17 protein-coding genes, 1 tRNA gene and 1 pseudogene are annotated in these 22952 nt (G+C 53.2%); 17 read left to right on the top strand and 2 right to left on the bottom strand.

What is annotated here, in order from left to right:
- Positions 1-396: 396 nt before the first annotated feature.
- The 8 genes from dnaG (at position 397) to BLT55_RS18590 (ending at position 11534) form a co-directional block, all read left to right on the top strand.
- Positions 397-2352: a DNA primase gene (gene dnaG / locus BLT55_RS18555; protein ID WP_054998867.1), complete on the top strand. Its 1956-nt coding sequence runs from the start codon at positions 397-399 to the stop codon at positions 2350-2352.
- A gap of 67 nt (positions 2353-2419) precedes the next feature.
- Positions 2420-4267, top strand: a complete 1848-nt coding sequence (rpoD, locus tag BLT55_RS18560) for an RNA polymerase sigma factor RpoD (protein ID WP_054998866.1) — start codon at positions 2420-2422, stop codon at positions 4265-4267.
- Between the two features lie 252 nt (positions 4268-4519).
- Positions 4520-7009 carry a sensor domain-containing protein gene (locus tag BLT55_RS18565; protein WP_054998865.1) on the top strand — a complete coding sequence of 830 codons (2490 nt, stop codon included), beginning with the start codon at positions 4520-4522 and terminating at the stop codon, positions 7007-7009.
- A gap of 15 nt (positions 7010-7024) precedes the next feature.
- Positions 7025-7101: transfer RNA gene (locus tag BLT55_RS18570), tRNA-Ile, on the top strand.
- 128 nt (positions 7102-7229) lie between these two features.
- Positions 7230-8297 carry a site-specific integrase gene (locus tag BLT55_RS18575; RefSeq protein WP_054998864.1) on the top strand — a complete coding sequence of 356 codons (1068 nt, stop codon included), beginning with the start codon at positions 7230-7232 and terminating at the stop codon, positions 8295-8297.
- A 325-nt stretch (positions 8298-8622) separates the two neighbouring features.
- The gene (locus tag BLT55_RS18580; protein WP_054998863.1) at positions 8623-9861 is read left to right on the top strand and encodes a Shedu anti-phage system protein SduA domain-containing protein; all 1239 of its coding nucleotides are present in this window, start codon (positions 8623-8625) and stop codon (positions 9859-9861) included.
- Between the two features lie 112 nt (positions 9862-9973).
- Complete coding sequence (locus tag BLT55_RS18585) at positions 9974-10219, top strand: hypothetical protein (RefSeq protein ID WP_139206404.1); 246 nt, start codon at positions 9974-9976, stop codon at positions 10217-10219.
- A gap of 178 nt (positions 10220-10397) precedes the next feature.
- A complete protein-coding gene (locus BLT55_RS18590; RefSeq protein WP_054998861.1) occupies positions 10398-11534 on the top strand; it encodes a hypothetical protein in 1137 nt (378 codons plus the stop codon).
- Between the two features lie 420 nt (positions 11535-11954).
- Here the strand turns inward: BLT55_RS18590 and BLT55_RS18595 are convergent, their stop codons facing one another.
- Entirely contained in the window at positions 11955-13076 is a 1122-nt protein-coding gene (locus BLT55_RS18595) for a MarR family transcriptional regulator (protein ID WP_223862746.1), read from the bottom strand.
- Between the two features lie 410 nt (positions 13077-13486).
- Here BLT55_RS18595 and BLT55_RS34010 point away from each other — a divergent pair, with 410 nt between their 5' ends.
- The 4 genes from BLT55_RS34010 to BLT55_RS18615 all read left to right on the top strand — a co-directional run bounded on the left by BLT55_RS34010 (position 13487) and on the right by BLT55_RS18615 (position 15323).
- Positions 13487-13705 (top strand): hypothetical protein, encoded by a 219-nt coding sequence (locus tag BLT55_RS34010; protein WP_054998860.1) that lies wholly within the window; start codon positions 13487-13489, stop codon positions 13703-13705.
- 108 nt (positions 13706-13813) lie between these two features.
- Positions 13814-14605, top strand: a complete 792-nt coding sequence (gene trfA, locus BLT55_RS18605; RefSeq protein WP_223862747.1) for a plasmid replication initiator TrfA — start codon at positions 13814-13816, stop codon at positions 14603-14605.
- Between the two features lie 191 nt (positions 14606-14796).
- On the top strand, positions 14797-15060 hold the full coding sequence (locus BLT55_RS18610; RefSeq protein ID WP_054998858.1) for an XRE family transcriptional regulator: 264 nt from the start codon (positions 14797-14799) through the stop codon (positions 15058-15060).
- Complete coding sequence (locus BLT55_RS18615) at positions 15057-15323, top strand: hypothetical protein (RefSeq protein WP_054998857.1); 267 nt, start codon at positions 15057-15059, stop codon at positions 15321-15323. Before BLT55_RS18610 ends, BLT55_RS18615 begins: the two co-directional genes overlap by 4 nt.
- A 13-nt stretch (positions 15324-15336) precedes the next feature.
- Here BLT55_RS18615 and BLT55_RS18620 read toward each other — a convergent pair whose 3' ends face one another.
- Positions 15337-16812 carry a MobA/MobL family protein gene (locus BLT55_RS18620; protein WP_104442804.1) on the bottom strand — a complete coding sequence of 492 codons (1476 nt, stop codon included), beginning with the start codon at positions 16810-16812 and terminating at the stop codon, positions 15337-15339.
- 256 nt (positions 16813-17068) lie between these two features.
- On the opposite strand from BLT55_RS18620, the gene BLT55_RS18625 reads away from it, so the two are divergent.
- The 5 genes and pseudogenes from BLT55_RS18625 to BLT55_RS34805 all read left to right on the top strand — a co-directional run.
- Positions 17069-17509 (top strand): conjugal transfer protein TraD, encoded by a 441-nt coding sequence (locus tag BLT55_RS18625; protein ID WP_054998856.1) that lies wholly within the window; start codon positions 17069-17071, stop codon positions 17507-17509.
- Between the two features lie 221 nt (positions 17510-17730).
- Positions 17731-18708, top strand: a complete 978-nt coding sequence (locus BLT55_RS18630) for an IS5 family transposase (protein ID WP_007247761.1) — start codon at positions 17731-17733, stop codon at positions 18706-18708.
- A gap of 130 nt (positions 18709-18838) precedes the next feature.
- Positions 18839-21496 carry a type IV secretory system conjugative DNA transfer family protein gene (locus BLT55_RS31050; protein ID WP_139206406.1) on the top strand — a complete coding sequence of 886 codons (2658 nt, stop codon included), beginning with the start codon at positions 18839-18841 and terminating at the stop codon, positions 21494-21496.
- Positions 21493-22587, top strand: coding sequence for a flotillin family protein (locus tag BLT55_RS18645; protein ID WP_055001503.1), 1095 nt, complete (start codon positions 21493-21495; stop codon positions 22585-22587). Before BLT55_RS31050 ends, BLT55_RS18645 begins: the two co-directional genes overlap by 4 nt.
- A gap of 111 nt (positions 22588-22698) precedes the next feature.
- A pseudogene (locus BLT55_RS34805) lies at positions 22699-22905 on the top strand (IS66 family transposase); the annotation flags it as partial.
- Between the last annotated feature and the right edge of the window lie 47 nt (positions 22906-22952).

The raw sequence follows: 22952 nt of genomic DNA on the forward strand, positions 1-22952 counted from the left end.
AGCGAGAGCTTCGCGCTAGCTAAATTGACAGATTTCCAGACCGCACATGCGACCCGGATGTTTAGTCAAGCACGTCCGGCCTGCTTGCAGGCAACACTGGTCATGCCCACCCGGGCAACAAGACGACCCGTGAACAAGACGAGTATGCCTTGATGACTTCGCAAGAAGCTCAGCCAAGGCAGCGTCTCGTTTGATATCAGATGAACATCAAAGGCCACGGCCCGATGATCAACTCGACCATCACGCACTCACCCTCTCCTGATTTCAGCGCCGACCTGCGGATGCAAAGACGTGCCCGCGTATTGCTGTCGTCGCATAAAAGACGGCTGACAGGCTGACGGAAGACTCGTAGAGTCATCCGATATTTTTGTGACACGCTTGAATGACGAGAACGCCATGGCCGGGCTGATTCCCCAGAGCTTTATCGACGACCTTCTGAACCGCACCGACATTGTCGATGTTGTCAGCTCGCGCGTGCAGCTCAAGAAAGCCGGGAAGAACTACAGCGCGTGCTGTCCGTTCCACAAAGAGAAAACCCCCTCTTTCAGCGTCAGCCCGGACAAACAGTTCTATTACTGCTTTGGCTGCGGCGCAGGCGGTAACGCGCTTGGCTTCATCATGGACCACGACAACCTGGATTTCCCTCAGGCCGTCGAAGACCTGGCCAAAGCCGCCGGCATGGAAGTGCCCCGCGAACAGGGCGTGAAAGGCCAGAAGCCACGCCAGCCGACCGACTCCCCGCTCTATCCATTGCTGAACGCCGCCGACGAATTCTATCGTCAGGCCCTGAAAAGCCATCCGGCGCGCAAGGCGGCAGTGGATTACCTCAAAGGGCGCGGTTTGTCGGGCGAAATTGCCCGGGACTTTGGCCTCGGCTTCGCACCGCCGGGCTGGGACAACCTGTACAAGCACCTGAGCAGTGACGCCTTGCAGCAGAAAGTCATGATCGACGCCGGCTTGCTGATCGAAAACGCAGAAACCGGCAAACGCTATGATCGTTTTCGCGACCGGGTGATGTTTCCGATCCGCGATTCACGCGGGCGCATCATCGCCTTTGGCGGTCGCGTGCTCGGCGACGACAAGCCCAAGTACCTGAACTCTCCGGAAACCCCGGTGTTTCACAAGGGCCAGGAGCTGTACGGGCTTTTCGAGGCGCGCAAATTCAATCGCAACCTTGACGAGATCATCGTGGTTGAAGGCTACATGGACGTCATCGCCCTCGCCCAGCAAGGCCTGCGCAACGCGGTGGCGACACTGGGCACGGCCACCAGTGAAGAACATTTGAAACGGCTGTTCCGGGTCGTGCCCAACGTGCTGTTCTGCTTCGACGGCGATCAGGCCGGACGCAACGCGGCCTGGCGGGCGCTCGAGGCCACGCTGTCCAACCTGCAGGACGGCCGGCGGGCTCGCTTTTTGTTCCTCCCGGAAGGCGAAGACCCGGACACGCTGGTGCGCTCCGAAGGCACTGACGCGTTCAAGGCGCGCATTAATCAGCACGCGCAGCCGCTCGCCGATTACTTCTTCGAGCAACTGACCAAAGAGTCTGACCCGCGCTCGCTGGAAGGCAAAGCGCACATGGCCACCCTCGCGGCTCCGCTGATCGATAAAGTCCCCGGCGCGAACCTGCGCACGCTGATGCGTCAGCGCCTGAGTGAAATCACCGGCCTTACCGGCGAGGCGGTCAGTCAACTGGTGCAGAGCGCCCCGGCGGAGGCACCGCCCAGCTACAACCCGTATGTCGATTACGACGCTGCGCCTGACTTCGCCGATTATCAGCCACAAGGCGGTTACGAAGCCCAGCAGGAATGGACACCGAAGAAAACCGGCGGTCCGAATCAAAAGAAATGGGACAACAAGTCCTGGGGCAAAAAAGGCAAGCGTCAGGACTTCGAACCCCGGACGCCGCGTGTACCGACCGCCGTCGAACCGCCGATGCAGGCCGCCCTGAGAACCTTGCTGCACCACCCGGAACTGGCCGAAAAGGTCGAAAATGCCAGCCACTTCGCCGCAGAAGACCAGTCAAACGCACAATTGCTGGTGGCGTTGATCGAAGCCAGGCAAAAGAATCCCAGCCTGCGGTCGTTACAGTTGATAGCACGTTGGCACGGGACGGAGCAGGGTCGCTTGCTGCGCGCCCTGGCCGAAAAGGAATGGCTGATTGAAGCCGACAACCTTGAACAACAGTTTTTCGACACTATAACTAGTCTATCCGCTCGCCAACGCGAGCGCAGTCTGGAACATCTGATCAGCAAAGCTCGTCAAACCGAGCTGAGCCCAGAAGAGAAAATTCAGCTTCGGGAACTGCTAAATCGCAATGTTCCCGTACAAACCCCGACCTCAACTGGCGCGTGAGGTCATAGCTCGGGTATAATCCTCGGCTTGTTTTTTGCCCGCCAAGACCTTCAGTGGATAGGGTGTTATGTCCGGAAAAGCGCAACAGCAGTCTCGTATCAAAGAGTTGATCACCCTGGGTCGTGAGCAGAAGTATCTGACTTACGCAGAGGTCAACGACCACCTGCCCGAGGATATTTCAGATCCTGAGCAGGTGGAAGACATCATCCGCATGATCAACGACATGGGGATCCCGGTACACGAGAGTGCTCCGGATGCGGACGCCTTGATGCTGGCCGACGCCGATACCGACGAGGCAGCCGCAGAAGAAGCGGCTGCAGCGTTGGCAGCGGTCGAGACCGACATCGGGCGTACCACCGATCCCGTTCGCATGTATATGCGGGAAATGGGCACCGTTGAACTCCTGACCCGTGAAGGCGAGATCGAAATCGCCAAACGTATCGAAGAAGGCATCCGTGAAGTGATGGGCGCAATCGCGCACTTCCCTGGCACGGTTGACCATATCCTCTCCGAATACACACGCGTCACGAGCGAAGGCGGTCGTCTCTCCGACGTTCTGAGCGGTTACATCGACCCGGATGACGGCATTGCGCCGCCTGCCGAAGTGCCTCCGCCTGTCGACCCTAAAGCCGCCAAGGCTGAAGGCGATGACGAAGAAGAAGAAACGGCAGAGGCCACCGATGACGAGGAAGAGGTCGAAAGCGGCCCCGATCCGGTCATTGCCCAGCAGCGCTTTGGTGCCGTTTCCGATCAAATGGAAATCACCCGCAAGGCGTTGAAGAAATTCGGTCGCGACGACAAGCACGCCATTGCCGAAATGGTGGCCCTCGCCGAACTGTTCATGCCGATCAAACTGGTTCCAAAGCAGTTTGAAGGTCTGGTCGAGCGTGTTCGCGGTGCTCTTGAGCGTCTTCGCGCTCAGGAACGCGCCATTATGCAGCTGTGTGTACGTGATGCACGTATGCCGCGCGCCGACTTTCTGCGCCAGTTCCCGGGCCACGAAGTTGACGAAAGCTGGACTGACGCCCTGGCCAAAGGCAAAAGCAAATACGCTGAAGCCATTGCCCGCCTGCAGCCTGATATCCAGCGTTGCCAGCAGAAGCTGTCGGCACTGGAAGAAGATACCGGCCTGAAAATAGCCGAGATCAAGGACATCAACCGTCGCATGTCGATCGGTGAGGCCAAGGCCCGCCGCGCGAAGAAAGAGATGGTTGAAGCGAACTTGCGTCTGGTGATCTCCATTGCCAAGAAGTACACCAACCGTGGCCTGCAATTCCTCGATCTGATCCAGGAAGGCAACATCGGCTTAATGAAGGCTGTGGACAAGTTCGAATACCGTCGCGGTTACAAGTTCTCGACATACGCCACCTGGTGGATCCGTCAGGCGATCACTCGCTCGATCGCCGACCAGGCACGCACCATCCGTATTCCGGTGCACATGATCGAGACGATCAACAAGCTCAACCGTATTTCCCGGCAGATGTTGCAGGAAATGGGTCGCGAACCGACCCCGGAAGAGCTGGGCGAACGCATGGAAATGCCTGAGGATAAAATCCGCAAGGTACTGAAGATCGCCAAAGAGCCGATCTCCATGGAAACCCCGATCGGCGATGACGAAGATTCGCACTTGGGTGACTTCATCGAAGACTCGACCATGCAGTCGCCAATCGATGTTGCCACTGTTGAAAGCCTGAAAGAAGCGACACGCGAAGTGCTGTCGGGCCTCACCGCCCGTGAAGCCAAGGTTCTGCGTATGCGTTTCGGCATCGACATGAACACCGACCACACGCTTGAAGAGGTGGGTAAACAGTTCGACGTAACGCGTGAGCGGATTCGTCAGATCGAAGCCAAAGCACTGCGTAAACTGCGTCACCCGACCCGAAGCGAGCACCTGCGCTCGTTCCTCGACGAGTAATCGCATCTGCGAGTCAACAAAACCCCCGGCATGCCGGGGGTTTTGCATTTTTCGGTCCACAGTCATTACAAACCAGACGCAAATCTGATCGATTTCGGACTGCCAGACGTCGGTCGGATTGCAGGCCCGGAGTAATTGACCTACAACTATGTATCACAACAGACACGATACTTTAGGATTAACCCTTGGCCAGTGGCTTGCTGCCAAGGTCCTGTTACATCAGCGATGGTCAGACACGTACCTGAGCCACCTATGCGAGGAGTAACGATCAATATCAGTGACCGGGATGCACTGCGCCTGTCCGAAGGCAAGTTTGCCTCGGTTTTTGCTCAGTGCCCGGACGCGATGATCATCGCCAGTCTTGTCGACGGGCATATCCTGAATGCCAACGAGGCATTCGTGGAGCAGACAGGTATCGCGGTGGATGAAGCCATCGGCAAAACCCCCACTGAACTGGATCTCTGGGCAGTGCCCGGCATGGGGCCAAACATTCTGGTGCAACTGCAAAACGGTGATATCCATAATCTGGAAATACCTTTTCGACGCAAAAACGGTCAGACTTTTTCCGGCCTCATGTCCGCCCAGCCTTTCGACATGGGCGCAACGCCCGCACTACTGGTGATCGTTCGCGACATTACCCAGCTCAAACAAGCCCAGCAGCAATTGCAGCTCTCCGAAGAAAAGTTCGCCAACGCCTTCCATGCCACGCCTGACGGGCTGTCGATCACCCGCCAAAAAGACGGAATGCTGCTGGAGGTCAATGAAGGGTTCTGTCGCATTACCGGCTACAGCGAGCAGCACTGCCTTGAGCACTCAACGTTCGACCTCGGCGTGTGGGCTGACCTGAATGATCGCCACACAATGATTGAACGGCTTAAAAGCCACGGCCAGGTGCGGGATTTCAGAACCCGGCTTCGCGACGCCAGCGGTAATATCCGGATATGCGAAGTGTCATCGCAGCCGCTGGTGATCGCAGGTGAGGACTGCGTGCTGACAATCACGCGGGACATTACCCAGCACCAGCAAATGCAGGAAAAACTGCATCTGGCAGCAACCGTCTTCGAAAGCACCGCCGAAGGGGTGCTGATCACCGACACCGACCAGCGCATCACGGCGGTCAACCGCGCGTTCACTGAAATCACCGGCTACGGCGAGAGCGACGCTATCGGCCTGACGCCTCGCCTGCTCGCCTCAGGTCAGCATGACAGCGCATTCTACGCGTCGATGTGGCACCAACTGACCGCCGAAGGTCACTGGCAGGGCGAGATCAGTAACCGACGCAAGGATGGCGAGCTTTACCCGAGCTGGCTGACCATCAGCGCCGTGCGCAGCAAAGACGGCCTGCTGACGCATTTCGTTGCCGTATTCGCCGATATCTCCAGCCTTAAGCAAGCGCAGGCACGACTCGACTACCAGGCGCATCACGACCCACTCACCGGCCTGCCCAATCGAACCCTGTTCGAGAATCGCCTCCAGTCAGCGCTATTGCACTGCGAAGAGTCCGGCGGCCTTGGCGCAGTGCTGTTCCTTGATCTGGACCGCTTCAAGCACATCAATGACAGCCTCGGTCATCCGGTCGGCGATCTGCTGCTGAAAGGCATCGCTCATCGCCTCAAGGAGAGCCTGCGGGACATCGACACCGTCGCGCGGGTCGGCGGTGACGAGTTCATCGCTTTGCTGCCCGGCCTGCTGCAACCCAGCGACGCCCTGACCATCGCCAACAAACTGCTGGCCTGCTTCAACGCTCCCTTCGAAGCCGGTGAGCACGAACTGTTCATCAGCCCGAGCATCGGCAGTTGCCTGTTCCCTGACGACGGCACCGACGTCGCGACGCTGGTCAAAAACGCCGACGCCGCCATGTATCGGTCCAAAGCCAAGGGCCGCAACCGGGTCGAAAGCTACACCCGCGACCTGACCGTCCAGGCCAGCGAACGCATTGCGCTGGAGCAGGAACTGAGGCGCGCACTGGACCGCAACCAGTTCAGCCTGGCCTATCAGCCCAAGATCTGCCTGTTGACCCAAGCGCTGGTCGGTGCCGAAGCACTGATTCGCTGGAGCCACCCGACCTTCGGCGACGTGCCCCCGGAAAACTTCATCCCGCTGGCCGAAGAGAACGGCATGATCCTGCAAATCGGCGACTGGGTGCTGGAGCAGGCTTGCCGGCAAATGGGCAAATGGCGCAAAACCCGTCAGCCCTTCGGCCCCCTGTCGGTCAACCTCGCAGGCGCCCAGCTGCGCCAGCCAAATCTGGTCGAACACATCGAAACACTGCTCGCCGACAACGGCCTGGTGCCCGGCTGCCTGCAACTGGAAATCACTGAAAACTTCATCATGAGCCAGACGCAGGAAGCACTGGCCGTGCTGCACAAACTTAAGACCCTCGGCGTGCAACTGGCCATCGACGACTTCGGCACCGGCTACTCATCGCTGAGCTACCTCAAACGCCTGCCACTGGACATTCTCAAGATCGACCAATCCTTTGTCCGGGGCCTGCCCGACGACACCCACGACGCCGCCATTGTCCGCGCCATCATCGCACTGGGCCGAAGCCTGCAACTGACCGTGATCGCTGAAGGCGTCGAAACCCGCGAGCAGCAACAATTCCTCGCCAGCGAAGGCTGCGAACAGATGCAAGGCTACCTCACCAGCCTCCCCCTCCCCGCCGAAGAATTCAGCGCGAGGTTTCTTCTTATGAATCTTTCGGACGTTTCGGATAGCACAGCCGTGAAACCACCGTTATAATCCGCGACCTACTGAGGGCCCATAGCTCAGTTGGTTAGAGCAGAGGACTCATAATCCTTTGGTCCACGGTTCGAGTCCGTGTGGGCCCACCACATCCAAAGCCGCGCATTTCGCGGCTTTTTGCAGTCTGCGAGAAAAACAGCTGGACCAGTCCTATGGTCCACAGGTACAAAATCAGTACAGTGCCAAGACAACGGTACGTTTTTGGAGCAGAAATAAAATGGCCACCATCGTCAAAACAGACGCTGGCACTTGGAAAGCCCTGGTGCGGAAAACCGGCTGGCCCGCCAACGCGAAGACCTTTCGCACCAAGCGTGATGCCGAAGACTGGGCCCGTCGCACAGAAGATGAAATGGTCAGAGGCGTGTACATCCAGAGAAGTGGGTCCGAACGCATGACTCTGGCCATGGCATTAAAACGCTACCTGGCAGAGATCAGCCCAACGAAGAAACCGACGACTCAGCGCGCGGAGGCAACCAAGGCCAAACAGCTGATCAGCCATTTGGGGAAGTACTCAATGGCAGCGCTTTCTGCAGAAATCATCGCCAATTACCGAGATTCGCGCCTAGCCTCGATCACGCATCGCGGCAAGCCAACAAGCAACAACACTGTGCGCTTGGAACTTGCCCTTCTGAGCCACCTGTACACCGTGGCAATCCAGGAGTGGGGTTTGGGGTTAAGTTTCAACCCAGTGCTGAACATCCGCAAGCCAAGCCCCGGCCAAGGTAGAGATCGACGCCTTTCTGCCGAAGAGGAACGCCGGTTACTGGCCGCAGTGAATGCGCACAGCAATCCGATGCTTGGCTGGATTGTTCGAATCGCCTTGGAGACCGGCATGCGCTCGTCGGAGATAACATCGTTGCGCCGACATCAAGTCGATCTGAAAAAGCGCGTGGTGCGCCTCTCTGACACTAAGAACGATAGCGCCCGCACTGTGCCGCTGACCCGGCTAGCCACCGACACGTTCCAATTGGCGATGAGCAACCCTATTCGCCCAATCGATTGCGATCTAGTGTTTTTTGGGGAGCCTGGCAAAGACGATAAGCGCAGCGCGTATGCCTTTACCAAGACATGGGGCAAGCTGAAGACCAAGCTAGGAATGCCTGACCTACGCTTTCATGACCTTCGTCATGAAGCAGTCAGCCGGTTGGTAGAGGGTGGCCTTTCTGACCAGGAGGTTTCTGCCATCAGCGGGCATAAGTCGATGCAGATGCTCAAGCGCTACACGCATCTACGAGCAGAGGATCTGGTAGGCAAATTGGATAAGCTGGAGACAAGAAACTCCTAAATTGAGTAATTGCATCGGCTTGGCAACCCGTTCGCATTCGACGCGAGCAGTCATCTGTATTGCCATGACCGACAGAGAACGACCCAAAACCGCCTTCGGGGAGGGCAACTAACGGTAAAAAGCAGATGGTAGAGATCCTCATGACTTCGTAATGTGCTCGCCATCCAAGTCGAATTGCCTATAATCTGCTTGGCGTTCTTGCACAAGCATTGAGTCCAGACAAGGAGTTGGGAATGGGCAGAATTTTATATAACATAAGTAGCGTTTATAATTTACCGCTTTATGGTCGTTATTTTGTGCTAGTCATAATTCAGGCTTTATACAAATGAACGAAGAAGAGAAAACAGCTTCTCCAGCGAAAAAAATAACAATGGCCTTTATGCAAGAGGTGATGAATAATTATCTGGGCCCGCTTTGGCAATACGTACAACAAAATCCGAATCTCATCAAAACAGCCCCTGGTTTCCTATTAAAACCTGAGGAAATTGTTGTATACATTGGCCAAACTCACATCGCTGTAGAGTACATAGGATCTGAGATTGCTGAGAAGCTGAATTCTGACGGGTTACTGAACCTGAGATATCATGATTACTCGGTGAAAAAGTGCAATCTTTTCGAAAAAATCATTGGTTTTGAATATGACTCGACCGCAAGTCGTGTATCTTCAATGCCCTTGCCACCATTCAGTGAGGACCTAGTCTTCCCGACAAATAAAGGTTGGGAAAAACTCACAGAGTTGAAATGGAACTTTGCAGCTCAAAATAGCATTATGGGTTTTAACGTACCAAGCCCAGAACCTATGAAAGGGCAATTTACCAGAATCGTAAACGGAATGTTTTTCGACGCTGACGACTCTGGATTGAGGACCAGACATATAAAGTGGCTAGATTTCTTCCCTATCCATTTTGATAGTAGCGATGAAAAATTTGATCGCATCGGCTTCAATCTAGAGGAAATTAGAAAACTTGTAGAGTATGATGCTCACTACTCTTACCCTATGCCGGATGACTACAAATATATTCAGCTACCGAAAATAAATAGATTCATCGAAGTATGGGGGAGTTCCAAAAGCACGGAGCCTCATATAACTTCTCACTTATCTAAAGAAGAAAATAAATTTATACTAACAATGAAATTTGGAGCAAAGGATGTGTTTTCTGAATTGATTTGCGAATGGCAGAGCGAAAAAAGGAATGCTATAAGACCAGATTTTTTTGTTCTGCAGCCCAACGGTTACGCAGACATTGTCGAATTCAAACTTCCCGAAATTGACAAAGGCTTCATTGTCGGCGGTCAAAACAGAGAAACATTTTCTTCGTGGCTAAATTCATATATTTCTCAGACCAGGGTGTACGCTACCTACTTTGATGATCCGAACAATCGAAGATGGTTTGAAGAAAAGTATGGATTTAAAGTTCACAAGCCTCGCAGATGGCTCGTCGTAGGACGCAGAAGCGATTTTGAGTCTGATGTATGGCGGGAAATCATGTCAGATCATCAGGGCTTAGAGATAATAACTTTTGACGATTTGATAGATGGAGTTGTAGTGCAGTTCTATAAATGAAAGGCATTGAGGAATCAAAAAATCGTACGCAGTGCTTTAGGTCGGAGTCGGCCGAAAGGATAGAATAAAGTGCGATGCTTGGGATGAGCTAATATTGAACGGGGAGCTGGTCATGCTTGCAATGAAAATAAAGCTGACGCATTGGGTTTTGGTATTTTCTTCCAAGTTCCCTTGGCTTGTGCCGAGACTTTTGCGATTTCTCGGACAGAATTATGGCAAGCAAGATAGCGAGGTGATGCGTGAGATTTATAACGAAGAGAATCGGATTAAAACTGCCAGCATTTTTGAAGGCCGTGTTTCTTGGAAAGGTATAAGCTTTGTTGCGGAAATTGGAAGCGAGGATTTAGGGAGGCGCTGATTTATTCGATTTTTCGTCCCTGCAACGCTCTGGAGGCCTTGATTTATCTGGGGGCAACAGCTGGGTTTTAGAATAAATCAGCGTCTCCTTAGGAAAAGTCCACAAGTGGATGAGTGGCCAACCACGCGCAGGAGGAAATTACAGTTCGACACACGAAGAGGGTATAAAGAGCAAGAATTTGATTGGTGCCAGTTACAACAACTTAGGCTTCGTGTCTTTCGATCGCCCAACGATATTCTCAGTGGGGAGCATAAGTATTGCACCTCAACTTCCTAAAAGCTGCTACATAAGTCTTCTGAGGTTGAAAAACGGGGCTTGCTATATCTCTCTTTATGTGAAGCTTGATGACTCTGTCAAGTCGCTAGTTTCTGACGTCGACGTTCGCCACATTAGTCGATACAAAGTATTTCAATCGTTCAACCCGTTCTCCCCAAGATTTGCAATAACTGAACATCACGACAGAAGGTCTGTAATTGAAAAATTCTTATACAGAAAGGCAAATGAAGTAGTAGGTGAGGCTAAGCAAGCGGTCGAAGCGATGCTAGAAGCTTGGGGTGTAAAAAGGAAAGTTGATGAGTTTTCGTTGGTTGCCGATTTTTTCAGAGAGGGTACAGGCTCTTATTTTGATGAGCTTTCACTATCGGAAAGCGACGAGGCCAGCACTTCTATTGTAGTAATTGAACGTCACAGAGGCCGTTTTTTAATCAGCCCATTGAGCGAAGACACATCAGAGGAGTACATAGAAAACTACATTCCAAGCCAATTTGGAGTAGATGCATTTTTTTTGAAGAGCCAAGTGAGCTTAGATACTGAAAGCTATCGCCGCTATGATTTTAAGTCAATTGGGATTACTGATAATTACACCTATACAGCAATCCTGGCGGAAATATACTCACGCTTCCAGCGATGCACGAGCAAAGTAAGCCCTGTCTTTTTAAGCCACAATAAAAAAGAAGAGCGCGATCTAAAAAAATTGCTTGATGCAGGAGTTGAACTGAACGTAATTGAGGAAAGATTGACTGCTGTTGAAGAGGGGTTGCACTGGTGTGAAGAAAGATATCGCAAGTTTAATCGCGATAGAATACGTGCAATTCGGTCCCACGTGTCTTCTTTTCGGAAGGATGTAGAAAGGCGTCGGGACTTGAATAATGGGAAGCTGCAAGTAAAAAACTTAATTTGGATGCGGCGCTACTCGATAATGGTGTTTCTATTTGTGCTGGTTCAGATTACCTTATCCCTGCTCAATGTTGATTGGACGGATGCTGGCAGAAGTAAAAATCCGATTTATATCAATCTTTTCCATAATACTAAATGAATTTAATTCAGAGTGCCGATAAGACAGTAACACATAAAAATCTCTGTAAGTACTGGGACACGATGGCCCCAGCAACCGCGATTTTAGCTACTAGGGAGGCGCTGATTTATTCGATTTTTCGTCCCTGCAACGCTCTGGAGGCCTTGATTTATCTGGGGGCAACAGCTGGGTTTTAGAATAAATCAGCGTCTCCCTAGCTACTGGTGAGACGCTGTTTTTGGTCGATCTTCGCCAGTCGTCAATACGCTGTGCGTTGATCAGATCGGATGCAAATTTTCGCTCAACACGAATGCAATTTACTGGTCGGTGGCCGTGCAAATGAGTGGTCAATGCAATTACGCACGTGGCCCGACACCATCGTCACTAAGCAAAGCATCAGCCGCTTTTGCCCCGGCTGAAAATCCGCCGGGACAAAAGCGGCTAGCACTTTGATTTCGCATGCTCAGAGATCCCCATCAGACGTACCAGTCCGTCAACTGTACCTTTGCTAAGACCCACTTCCTTAGCGATTACCGTGATCGATAGCCCTTTCATGGCGGCATCCCTTATCGCCTTTCTAATTGGTTCTGGAACCTGCGCCTCGCCGGTTAGCGGGTTGATGTAGCTGCCTGCATGGTGTGTATTCATCAATAACTCTAGGCTTTTCTTGGCTTTTGATATCGCCTGACGCGATATTCCCAATCGCCTCGCCATCTCTGATTGGCTGATGCCCTCTTCGTGCATGAGCCAAACTTTTTCGCGTAGCCCAAGTGATGAGGGCTTACCTGTCGTCACAACGTGCAAGCCTGAGTGCACCTGGTCATAGGCGAGCTTTCTTATTTCCTGGATATCAGGGGAGCTGGGAGGCAGAAAATTGAACGCAAACTCAGATCTTCCCGACCTGCCGAGTGCAGATAGATGATTATGAAACGCAACCTTGTAGCGTAAGTCGGCATGGTATTTAGCCGATCCGGGCTTGTGTACGGCGCAGTACCGGTAGCTTAGGTTCCCCGCCACGATTTTCTCGATACGAAACCGCTCGAATACGACGCGTAGCTTTGCAGCCTCTGCTTTCGATATCAAAGTACTGGATGGAGAAAGCTTGAGGCTGCTTTCCAGCATCCAAGCGTCTGCTAGTCTGGCGTCCTGTTCTTCAGCAGAGAGCTGACACTGACCTGAACGGACAATTTCGCCCACCTCGTAACGCTGCTGAGCTACAAGCTCCTGCAGTCTGTTGGACCGAATGCTTACACGCCAACAAAGCTCACAGTAACCGCCATCCTGTGGACGGGTCCGGTCATCTATAGCGGCATCAAAGTCTCTCAATGCCTTTGTACGCAGGGGTCTGAAGTGGCGCATCAATCGAAACAAGTCACGTATAGATTCCAAAGCCCCGCAAAGCGATTCCGCACCCTCGAACGGCGCCCCGTTCGGGCTAAGCAAACTACGAATGGCGAACTCAATATTTGAGTCCCAGCGATCCAAGTTCTGGAGCTGCCAGTCGATCTCCGGCATATTTTTTGGTCTATCGGATATAACATCGCGAGCCAGAATATCAGCCATCTGAGCGCCTCCACCTGCCTCAGCGCTCGCAACGTAAGGAGCTGCATAAAATGGAGGTGAGGTATGGGCCATTTCCGACAGCCGAGCACCAGTCAGCAAACTCTTGGCCCACTCGCCCTCGTAGCCAGCTAGGCATTGATCAAACGGCGCATCCAAATTCGCCCTCACCAAAGGCCAGATGGGATAGCGCCTGGAGGTTAGGCTTGAGGATGCGTTAAGCCGGCCTAACACCGCTCTGTAGCCAGCAGCAAACTGGACTGAACAACGAGGATCGTGATCGTAGATGTTGAGCAAATTCGTCAGATAACCAAGGCGCGCCATGTCAACCTAGAAGTTAAAAACATTCGCCTCATTCTAGACGTAATTACTCGTAATGTTCTACCTACGTTACTCACTGTAGGCAAAGAAACATGACAACCGAAGAGCTAATTCTGACCAGCAACGGGGGCTCTCCCCTACTCTCACTATCGCAAGTCGCAGAGATCCTTCATCGCAGCCCTGAGGGTTTGCGCATCACATTATCGGGGGACAACGAAATCGCCCGAAACTTGAAACCCTGCAGGATCAAAATTGGTCGGCGCGTCTATTTCCGCGTAGCTGGCATAGCTCGCTTTATCGACGAAGCGTAAGACTAGCCTGTGTCCGCAGTGACCAAACTATCGCGACTAGTGGAACGGGCTTCCAGGCTCCCACCTACTCCGACGGTGGTATCACTAGAACCGGTCCGGTCTGAAAAGGTGCTGACAAGCTGGCCAGACGAAGTGAGAGGCGTACCCAATGTCACTCTCCGGTCTGCGCTTTTCGGGTCCAGTCGCTCCGCTAGCAACGCCTTCCTACAGCGCGCTGAAATTTACACTCAGAGGCCTACGCAAATGAGATATTCGGGACCACGGTTGGACCAGGGCGATTTAGATGTCTGGATCACGTTGTTGCATATCGCTCGCCAAAAGCAGATGGGGACATCGTTTAAAACCAGCGCATACGAGCTTCTGAAACTACAAGGGAAGACGGATGCCGGGAGTAATAGGAAAACTCTCTACAAGCGTTTGTTCCGGCTGGCAGCAGGCACGCTCGAGATAAGTGCAAAGTGTCATTCCTATACGGGAGGTCTGATTGACTCGATCCATAGAAACGATCAGGAGCAGAAGCTGGTTATCACGCTGAACCTTGAGCTCTCTAACCTATTCGGGCCAAATGACTTCACCCACATCGATTGGTCCGTCCGCAGGACTTTGAACTCTAAACCGCTAGCACAGTGGCTACATGGGTATTTCTCCACCCATGCTGAGCCCTACCCTGTATCAATTGGCACACTGATGATGATGGCAAGCAGCATCAATAGCTCTGCGTCCAGCCGTGAACAGAATCTTCGAAGAGCATTGGACGCGCTTAAGGACGCGAGCAATCTGCATGGACAGACGTTTAGCTACGAAATCAGCAGTGGCAACGTGTATGTCACAAAAACCCCAACCAGTAGCCAAGCCAGGCATATTGCGAGGAAAGCCAGCGGCTATGAGAGCAAACAATAGTACCGTAGCGTTGGATAGATGTACCGTAGCATTGGCTAGAAAATACCGTAGCGCCGGCTAGCAAATACCGTAGCACTGGATAAGTTACCCACAGGCCTAACTGGCTACAAGCCGTGTCCCTTGAGGGCTGCGCAGATAATGCACGCCCCCTTAATCCTTTTTAATCATCCTAATACAGCTTGGAGGCCACAATGATTGAGGTCGAAGCAGGTCGCGGCTACGTATACACTGATCTTAGCGACCCAGAAGCGGAGGAAATGCTGGTCAAAGCACAAACGGTCTCCTCAATAATCCGACTCATCGAGGAAAAAGGGCTGTCACTTGGTGACGCTGCACGACTGGCGTGCGTTCCACAGGTGCAGTTAAGCAAGCTTCTGATCGGTCGCTTTCAAACTAACGCCCTGAGCGATTTGGAAGAGATGCGCAAAAAAATCCGGGATGGCAAAAACACATGACGAACGTATCTATCGAGCAGTCCAGCTACTGGCGCGACTATTTCATAACCCTGGACAAAACCCCGCTCAGCCTTGCCATTTGGCGAGGAATTTTCGATGATTCAGAGCTTTGTGAATTTAGCACGCTACCAAAAGAATCCCTCGAAGATGCACTCCAGAGGCATCGGCGCAAGTTGGAAGCCATGCTGCAGGCCCTCGAGGAAATCAATCTTCCTGAATTGGAGTGGCTACCGCCCAAGGTGCGGCAACAGCTAGAGATGTGATAGCCAAATCCCGTCAGCGTTCGATGTCCGCCTCATTGGAATTCTGCTCTTTCGCAAGACGACGTGTCTCGGCGTCGGACCTAATCTGGTCAAGCGTTTTAGACACACTGGGACGGTCGTGTTCGGGCTTTAGCGCCTGATCCTTGAAGTGACCTCGCTCCATTGCCCTGGCTCGCATTTGCTCAATGCTGGAAACGTTATGACCATGTACATTGCCGCGATCTAGTGCCTTTCCACTGCGCGCCGACTGGGCGTTCATCTGCTCCATCGCGCTAGGTACGCAGGCACTTCCCTCCTCCCTCTCCCGCTTCAGTTGGTTAATCAAGCGATCTCCTTCATCGCTTCGCGCTTGCTCCATCCTACGGACCTGATCGCGGATGTTCTTCTCTTGGTCTGATCGTTCTTTTTGAGCTCGCAACTCTTGAGCTGACTTTTCCGACTGCGGGATTTTGTCGATCTGTCGCATGGTTTCAAGATTCTCGCGGCGCTCATTTTTTTGGGAGAGCCCGGTAGCGATTCGTCCAGCCTCTTCTCTACTCATTCGCTCAGCTCTTTTTTTATCAGTAGAAGTACGATTGGAAGTATTTGACATGTCGCTTTGCCTCTCGACCGGACCGGCCGCAATGATGGTCTGTTGCGGGCTACCGCCCGAGTTTTTTTGCACGTGGGTTCGTCGCTCACGCTCTTTCTCAAGGCTAATAATCTCAGCCCCAACGCTCGGAACTTCGCGCCGTAAATCATCACGAGATCGGGAAAGCGCTGCTCGGGCCTGTCGGAAGTCGATCACCTTTGCGCGTAGCAATGGATCTCTCCACTCGCTCGGCAAATATTTCCGTTCTGGGGTTAACCCAGTATTTCTTTCGGCATGGCTGCGCATATCGATCCTCTTTGCAGACCCCGCTCGTTGCAGATGCGTATTGCAGCTTGTCTCCCAGCGATAGCGCAACTGACGTAACTCCGTCTTGCGTTCCGTCGCACTCAGTGTGAGTCCAGCACTTGGGCCATAGCCTTTACGAGCGCCACCATTAGCTGGATTTTTGGAGTTGTAACGTTTGAAGTACTGCTCAGGATCACGTGTATAGCCATCACACTGCCTCTCACTGAACATCAAATGCAGATGAGGCTGCTCGTTGCCGTCGGCTGCTTTCGGCGAGTGAATTGCCCACTGATACGCGTGGCGCGTTCCTATTTCCTGGCGTACAAAGTCATGTACTAGGTCAATGCGCTGCTGTGGTGAAAGCTCACGAGGCAACGCTATTTCCATCTCGCGATAAGTAGTGCCATTTTTTCGCTCATTCGCGTCGGCGGCATTCCAAAACTCTTGGGGACAATGCTGAGCCCAAGCCGGCATGTTCCCGGACTCGGTCGCCTCCAGTTTTTCGTTTCGATCTAGCCGCGCGGCGTACTTACCTTCACGGGCGATATAGGCCGCATGTGGCCCAGCCTTCCCGACCTTTCCCACCTTCATGCTTAAACGGCCAATAGCCATCTGCGGATTACCTCATGCGTCTAAATTTTCGCGCCCGCGAAAATATGCCTTGGCACTACGCTTTTTTTTTCGCGCCCGCGAAAATTCTGCTTTTGATTTTCGCTTCTGCCCCCGGCAGGGCGCGCTGTTTCTGAGGAACGAAGAAACAACTAAGCGCGCCTTCCAATACTGGAAGGATAAAGCAGTTCGCGCGCACATCAAACATATAATAGTTATAATTAGAACCCTAAAAGCAAACTTAGCGTAATTAAGCGAAATGAAAGATAAATGGCTTAGCGATAGGATTCTTCACATAAAAAATCTGAAATCACCAAGTGATCAACAGCGATTACTCCTGATGCTTTTAGAAAAAACCTCTCGAACAAATGACGAGGAGCGAAAACTCAGTTTTCTCATCAAGGCCGAGTGGGCAGAAGCCAAGGCACAGAAGGCCAGAAGCGATGTAGCTCGTATTGTTAATGCAGAAAAAGAATCTGCACGTAAAGCCAGGGACCGCGAGCTTTATCAAGCAGCCGGACTGCTCATACTGGCAGGCTTGGTTGATACAAAGACAGGAAGTCCTCTTTTGGATCGTGGTGAGCTCTTGGGCGCCCTTGTGGCAATTGAAGAAACGGCCGTAACCGATGCAGTGCGAGTCGACTGGAAAAGAACAGGAGATGCACTTATGGCAAGTCGGGAACGACCCAGAAAAAGCTGAGTAGCGCCCCGTCCACACGTCAATAAACCTAGGGAGGCGCTGATTTATTCGATTTTTCGTCCCTGCAACGCTCTGGAGGCCTTGATTTATCTGGGGGCAACAGCTGGGTTTTAGAATAAATCAGCGTCTCCTTAGGGAGGCGCTGCAAAAATAGCCAACTGTCCCCACCCTTGGCACACTAAGTTCCTTCAACAGCCTCCCTCTCCGTGAGCGTTACGCGCGTGCAGAAGACCTTCTCCGAACTCGAATATACCGGCAAGAAAAAGCAGACTCGCCGAGATCGCTTCCTGGCTGACCTTGAACAGTTGGTGCCCTGGGCCCTGCTGGAGGCGCAAGTGGCGCCGTTTTATAGCAACACCGCAGGCAAGCGCGGACGCCCTGCGATAGGGGTGTCGCGCATGTTGCGCATGTACGTCGTGCAGCAGTGTTTCGGTTTCTCCGATGAAGGTTGCGAAGATGCCGTCTACGACAGCCAGGCCATCCGCGGTTTTATGGGTATCGACCTGGGTCGCGAGTCTGCACCGGATGCCACCACCTTGCTGCGTTTTCGCCGCTTGCTGGAAGTCCATCAGCTAACCCGGCTGCTGTTTGAAACGATTAACCAGCATCTGGCCAGCCGGGGGCTGCTGCTCAAGGAAGGCACTATCGTCGACGCTACTCTGATCGCCGCGCCGCCCTCGGTCAAGAACCGAGAAGGCAAGCGTGATCCTGAGATGCATCAGGCCAGGAAAGGCAATCAATGGCACTTTGGGATGAAGGCCCACATTGGTGTAGACGCCACGTCGGGGCTGGTGCACAGCGTAGTAGGGACGGCCGCTAACGTGGCGGATGTCACCCAGGTTGGCCAGTTGCTTCACGGTGACGAAACCTATGTTTCGGGTGACGCTGGATACACCGGTGCGGCCAAGCGACCGGAGCATGCTGAACGGGACGTTATCTGGTCGATTGCAGAACGGCCAAGCAGTTACAAGCAGCACGGCGAAGGCAGCGTGCTGTATCGGGTCAAGCGCAAAATTGAATATGCCAAGGCGCAACTGCGTGCCAAGGTCGAGCACCCCTTCCAGGTAATCAAGGTGCGCTTCAATCATCGCAAGGTTCGCTACCGTGGGCTGGAAAAGAATACAGCGCAGTTGTTCAGTTTGTTTGGGTTGGCCAATCTGATGCTGGCCAAGCGGTATTTACAACAGACGGCAGGATAAATCCGTCTGAAAGGCGGGACTGGCCCGCCTTTCAGCAAAATGAGGGCAGAAATCTGCTCGAGAAACGTAAAATAAGGCCGGCAGGTTGAAAAAAACCGGCTTGGAAATGGGGACGGTGCGAACGGGTTAATTGTTCAGCGTCTCCTTAGCGAAAAGTAAATTTTTTGATGATCCTGTATCGAAGGTAAGGCACTGGCTTTTACATCGAGAGCAAAAAATGATGCGAGCAGTCATTGGTCGAAAATATGAGGATGTCCTAGACCCGCAAGTATATTGGATTGCAGGTACTGATAATGAGCATGACGGCTTATCAGATGACCAAATCGAAAGAATGGCCCAGCGGCTCTCGCTGTCACAAATAGGTGTGTTTCTCGCTCAACGTATCTGGGCAAAGCGAACCTGGCTAGTCGTCCCAATGCTGATGATGGCTGGGCTGCTAATTACTTACATGCTGGTGAATGCAGCTGGCACTACAACAAGCGACAAGCTTATTCCCTTGGTGCTGACAGGCACCGTCTGGCTCAGCTTTTTTCTGTGTTGTTCCGCAACAATATTCGGTCCACTGATTGCCCAGTTATTCCTGCCAAAAATGCCAGTGCGTCAGGATGAAATCGACTCAGTGAAAAGCGTAATCAGTCGCTGCGTCATTCGTGATTTAGAGCCAGAAACTCCGCTCGATCTGAAAGACCGTGCCCGACTATTGGTAACTGATTCCGACGGCCAATCTGTAGCGGGGCAAGTACTAGCTACTGACCTCGAGTTTTCAGCCGTTCGCGCAGAGTGGATGATCACTAAGGCTGTGCTCGTGCTGATGGGCTTAGTCATGCTATCTCCAGTCCTCGCGACCTCATCGCCCATGCTTGCGGTCTTGGATTATTTCTCCCTTTTGGTCTGGCAAAAAATGGCGTTCTGGATTCCTCGCGATCACGAGCAATCCAGATCTGGGCAGCAGGAAAAAGATTCGTCCGTACTCTTCTTCGCACTGAAGGTCGTGATCATCCCACTGCTAATAATTTTTGGGCTCTCAGCGTCCTATCGAGAGCACCTGGATGCTTTTGTTCGGCTGGACGCACAAGTGATTAACTGGGTCTACGTTATCGGGATGTGGGCTTTCGCGATCTATCTCACCTTCACGGCCAAATCTCCACTTAAGGTTCGCGCAATGCTGCTCGATCAAGCAGTGCGTGAAAGTGGTACGGAGCTATTAGTCGACAAGGTCGGACGGGCGTACTTCCAGCATCTTGAGGAGGCACGTACTGAGCAGATCCGAAACGCCAAAAAGGATGGCTCTCCGTTTATCCACCTTGGAACCAGTACTGGTCTCCTAGCGCAACGACGTGACCCACTATCGCCTACTGAGGCCGGCATCCCGTTCGGCCTGTCAGTAACGGACTTGGCTACCCACGTCGGCGTATTAGGAGCTAGCGGCACAGGTAAAACCTCCGGCGTCATTCGCCCCCTTACCAAACAATGGATTGATGGCGATCTAGGGGGGCTTCTAGTACTCGATGGCAAAGGAGCACTGCCCCTCGAATTTGACGGAACAGAAGGATACACACTCATCAGCCCGGATCACGGCCCGTTCAATCCAATTTCTGGTATGACGCCAGATGCATTGGCTGATGTGCTCCCCGACGTATGCGACGACGGAAAAGGGGATACATTCTGGCGTGACTCTGCACGCCTCATGCTGCGCATGGCGGCGATCTTGGTAGAAGCCCATCACAACCTGCCATACACGCTGACGCAGATCCAACAGTTCTGCTTAGCCAGCCACCAAGAGCGCGCGGACTGGCTCGATCCTATTTCTAACGAAATTGACGGTAATGGCCGCCTGCTTGCCGCAGCTCATTACTGGCTGCTGGAGTACCCCGATTTTCCGGAGAAGACTGCCGGCTGTATCAGCAACATGCTTCGAACCTGGCTGGGCAACATCCTGCTTCAAGAGAAGCTTGGTCCGTGGGTCAACACAACTGACACTGAGTTCAGAGTTGAAAATGTGATGACCGGTCAGAAAATTGGGCTTCTGCTACCAGAATCGGAATATGGCATTGGCGGGGTGGCCATCTCAGCTATATGCATGCGCAGAGTCTACGATGCGGTGAAAAAACGCGGCGACACCTGGCAGGGCTTGGAAGGCCATAGGCCTGTTCTGCTCGCCGCTGACGAGGTTCAGAACCTGTTGACCAAAGCGGATCTGGAAACTGTTCCGGTCGCACGCAGCCTAGGGCTGTATCTGATGTTTGCGACACAAAACGTCGACGGTTTGTATAAGCGCTTGGAGCGCGACGGCGCGGTACAGATGCTCGGCAACCTTGCCAGCATCATAGCCTTAGCCCCCCGTACAGATGACTCAAACAGCTACGTTTCCAAGCGGGTCGGTAATGTATGGAAGGCTTCGACACAGAGCTTTCAGGGGCTACCTGACGCCGCCAGCGATTTTGGTCTGTACGCTAACTCTGGTACTGGTCAAGCAATGCAGTCGACCACGCTGCATCGCCAGAATCGCTTCGGCGCGCCACGGCTATCTTATGCGATAGGACTCTGGCATCGTCAGTGGACTCCCAAAGCTATGAACTGGCTGGATGGAATGGTGGTGCCTGATGATCCAAATCAGGCACCACCGCGACCAGCACTCCAGCTAGAGCTATCCCCACTCATCTCGCCCGATGAGATCGACACCCTCTTGGCCATACCAGGTACCGCTATCGCAGTCATCAACCGCGGACGAATCCAACGCCGTGATGTGATCCGCCTGTATCCGAAACAAACGGGGGATGCAGCATGAAAACTACCGAAATCTATATGCCGTTGATGCGTGAAGCGGAGGGCCATTGGTATTGGCCAGGGTCAACTTCCCCGGCGACCTTGCTAGCCTTGGCTCTGCTATTGGCCGCATTCGTTTATGGTTACCGGTACCCTGCGATGAAAGCGGACGAAGCGATTCAACGCATTGAAGCCGTGAACCAGTTGATCGACCAATCGGCGCAACACACACAGGCAGCACTCTCACGCCTCCAGGGCTTGATGGCAGACCAACCTGAATGGCTGCGACAAGTGGCGACCGCACAAACGACTGAACTTCAAGCCCAGCTGTCCTTGGTCAAGCCCTTGAGTAAGGAGCAGATACTTCAGAAAGCGGTAGTGCAGCAAGAACAATACGATCAGGCTCAACAAGTGATCGCAGCTTCGCCATTTAAAGGGTTAACGAAACTGCAGATACCGCTGAGCGCTGAAGGGAAAAGATATCTCGATGCTCTTGAGGTTAAACGCCCCTCACGATTTGAGTACCAAAGGCTTTCAGACGGATTGCTTGATGCGCTGCCTGTACTGCAGGAAGGATTCCAGCTCCAGGCCCAGACAGAGAGCATGGTTCATCGCCTGGATGTGCAACTGAACGGCGACAAGGCAGGCGTGCCCGGGCCAGCAGCAGAGCAAGCTTCCGATTATGACGGTGGAGAACAGCTGTACGAGCGGCAGCAGCCCAAGCCTAAAGCTCCCATTGACGAGCTCAGCAGCGCAATCCGTAAAGCAGAGCGAAACGCAGAAAAGCAGAAACAACAGGCAAAGTTGGAAGCTCAGAATCAGGCACGTCAGGCAGAGAGAGACGCCCGACAAGCAGAGCTGCAGGCGGAACGTGAGCAACAGAAAGTACAGCGTCTATCTATCCAACGCCAACGGGACACTGATCGCCAAGCCAGCGTAGCTGCCGAGGCTACACGCCGAGCAGAGCAAGATTCAGAGCGCCGACTAGCTGCGGCAAAACGCCAATCGGAAGCTGCAGCCGAGGCGAAACAAAGAGAATGTACGGCCAGCATCATGACAAGAGCCAGATGTGCGGCCCAAGGTTACAACCCGCTAACGGGGGCTAGAAATTGATAGCCGTCACAGAGCGATTTGCTGTATCTACTTTCGAAAGATCTCCTCATTTTCGCGCGCGCGAAAATCACAGAGGATTCAAAACCTAATCTTCGCGATGTAAGCGAACGGCAAACACGCATACCGGCACAGGTCATCGACAAAGACATCCCGACTGCCGGGCTGATGGCCCAGGTGATGATCGCGAAATACGCCGATCATTTACCGCTGTACCGCCAGGAGCAAATCTTCGGTCGGGCCGGTCTTGCGATACCTCGCTCAACGCTCGCCAGTTGGGTCGGCGTTTGCGGTGTGCAATTGCAGCCGCTGGTCGACGCAGCGGGCAAATGGAATCGGGGAGTTGTTGCCGCATCGGTGGCAACCCG

Origin of the sequence: Pseudomonas cannabina (assembly GCF_900100365.1) — a bacterium.
GTDB lineage: Bacteria > Pseudomonadota > Gammaproteobacteria > Pseudomonadales > Pseudomonadaceae > Aquipseudomonas > Aquipseudomonas cannabina.

Coding starts and splice junctions, on each gene's coding strand:
- BLT55_RS18580 (WP_054998863.1), top strand. CDS start 8,623: ATGAACGAAGAAGAGAAAACAGCTTCTCCAGCGAAAAAAATAACAATG.
- BLT55_RS18645 (WP_055001503.1), top strand. CDS start 21,493: ATGAAAACTACCGAAATCTATATGCCGTTGATGCGTGAAGCGGAGGGC.
- BLT55_RS18585 (WP_139206404.1), top strand. CDS start 9,974: ATGCTTGCAATGAAAATAAAGCTGACGCATTGGGTTTTGGTATTTTCT.
- rpoD (WP_054998866.1), top strand. CDS start 2,420: ATGTCCGGAAAAGCGCAACAGCAGTCTCGTATCAAAGAGTTGATCACC.
- BLT55_RS18625 (WP_054998856.1), top strand. CDS start 17,069: ATGAAAGATAAATGGCTTAGCGATAGGATTCTTCACATAAAAAATCTG.
- dnaG (WP_054998867.1), top strand. CDS start 397: ATGGCCGGGCTGATTCCCCAGAGCTTTATCGACGACCTTCTGAACCGC.
- BLT55_RS34010 (WP_054998860.1), top strand. CDS start 13,487: ATGACAACCGAAGAGCTAATTCTGACCAGCAACGGGGGCTCTCCCCTA.
- BLT55_RS18615 (WP_054998857.1), top strand. CDS start 15,057: ATGACGAACGTATCTATCGAGCAGTCCAGCTACTGGCGCGACTATTTC.
- BLT55_RS18620 (WP_104442804.1), bottom strand. CDS start 16,812: ATGGCTATTGGCCGTTTAAGCATGAAGGTGGGAAAGGTCGGGAAGGCT.
- BLT55_RS18610 (WP_054998858.1), top strand. CDS start 14,797: ATGATTGAGGTCGAAGCAGGTCGCGGCTACGTATACACTGATCTTAGC.
- BLT55_RS18565 (WP_054998865.1), top strand. CDS start 4,520: ATGCGAGGAGTAACGATCAATATCAGTGACCGGGATGCACTGCGCCTG.
- BLT55_RS18575 (WP_054998864.1), top strand. CDS start 7,230: ATGGCCACCATCGTCAAAACAGACGCTGGCACTTGGAAAGCCCTGGTG.
- BLT55_RS18595 (WP_223862746.1), bottom strand. CDS start 13,076: ATGGCTGATATTCTGGCTCGCGATGTTATATCCGATAGACCAAAAAAT.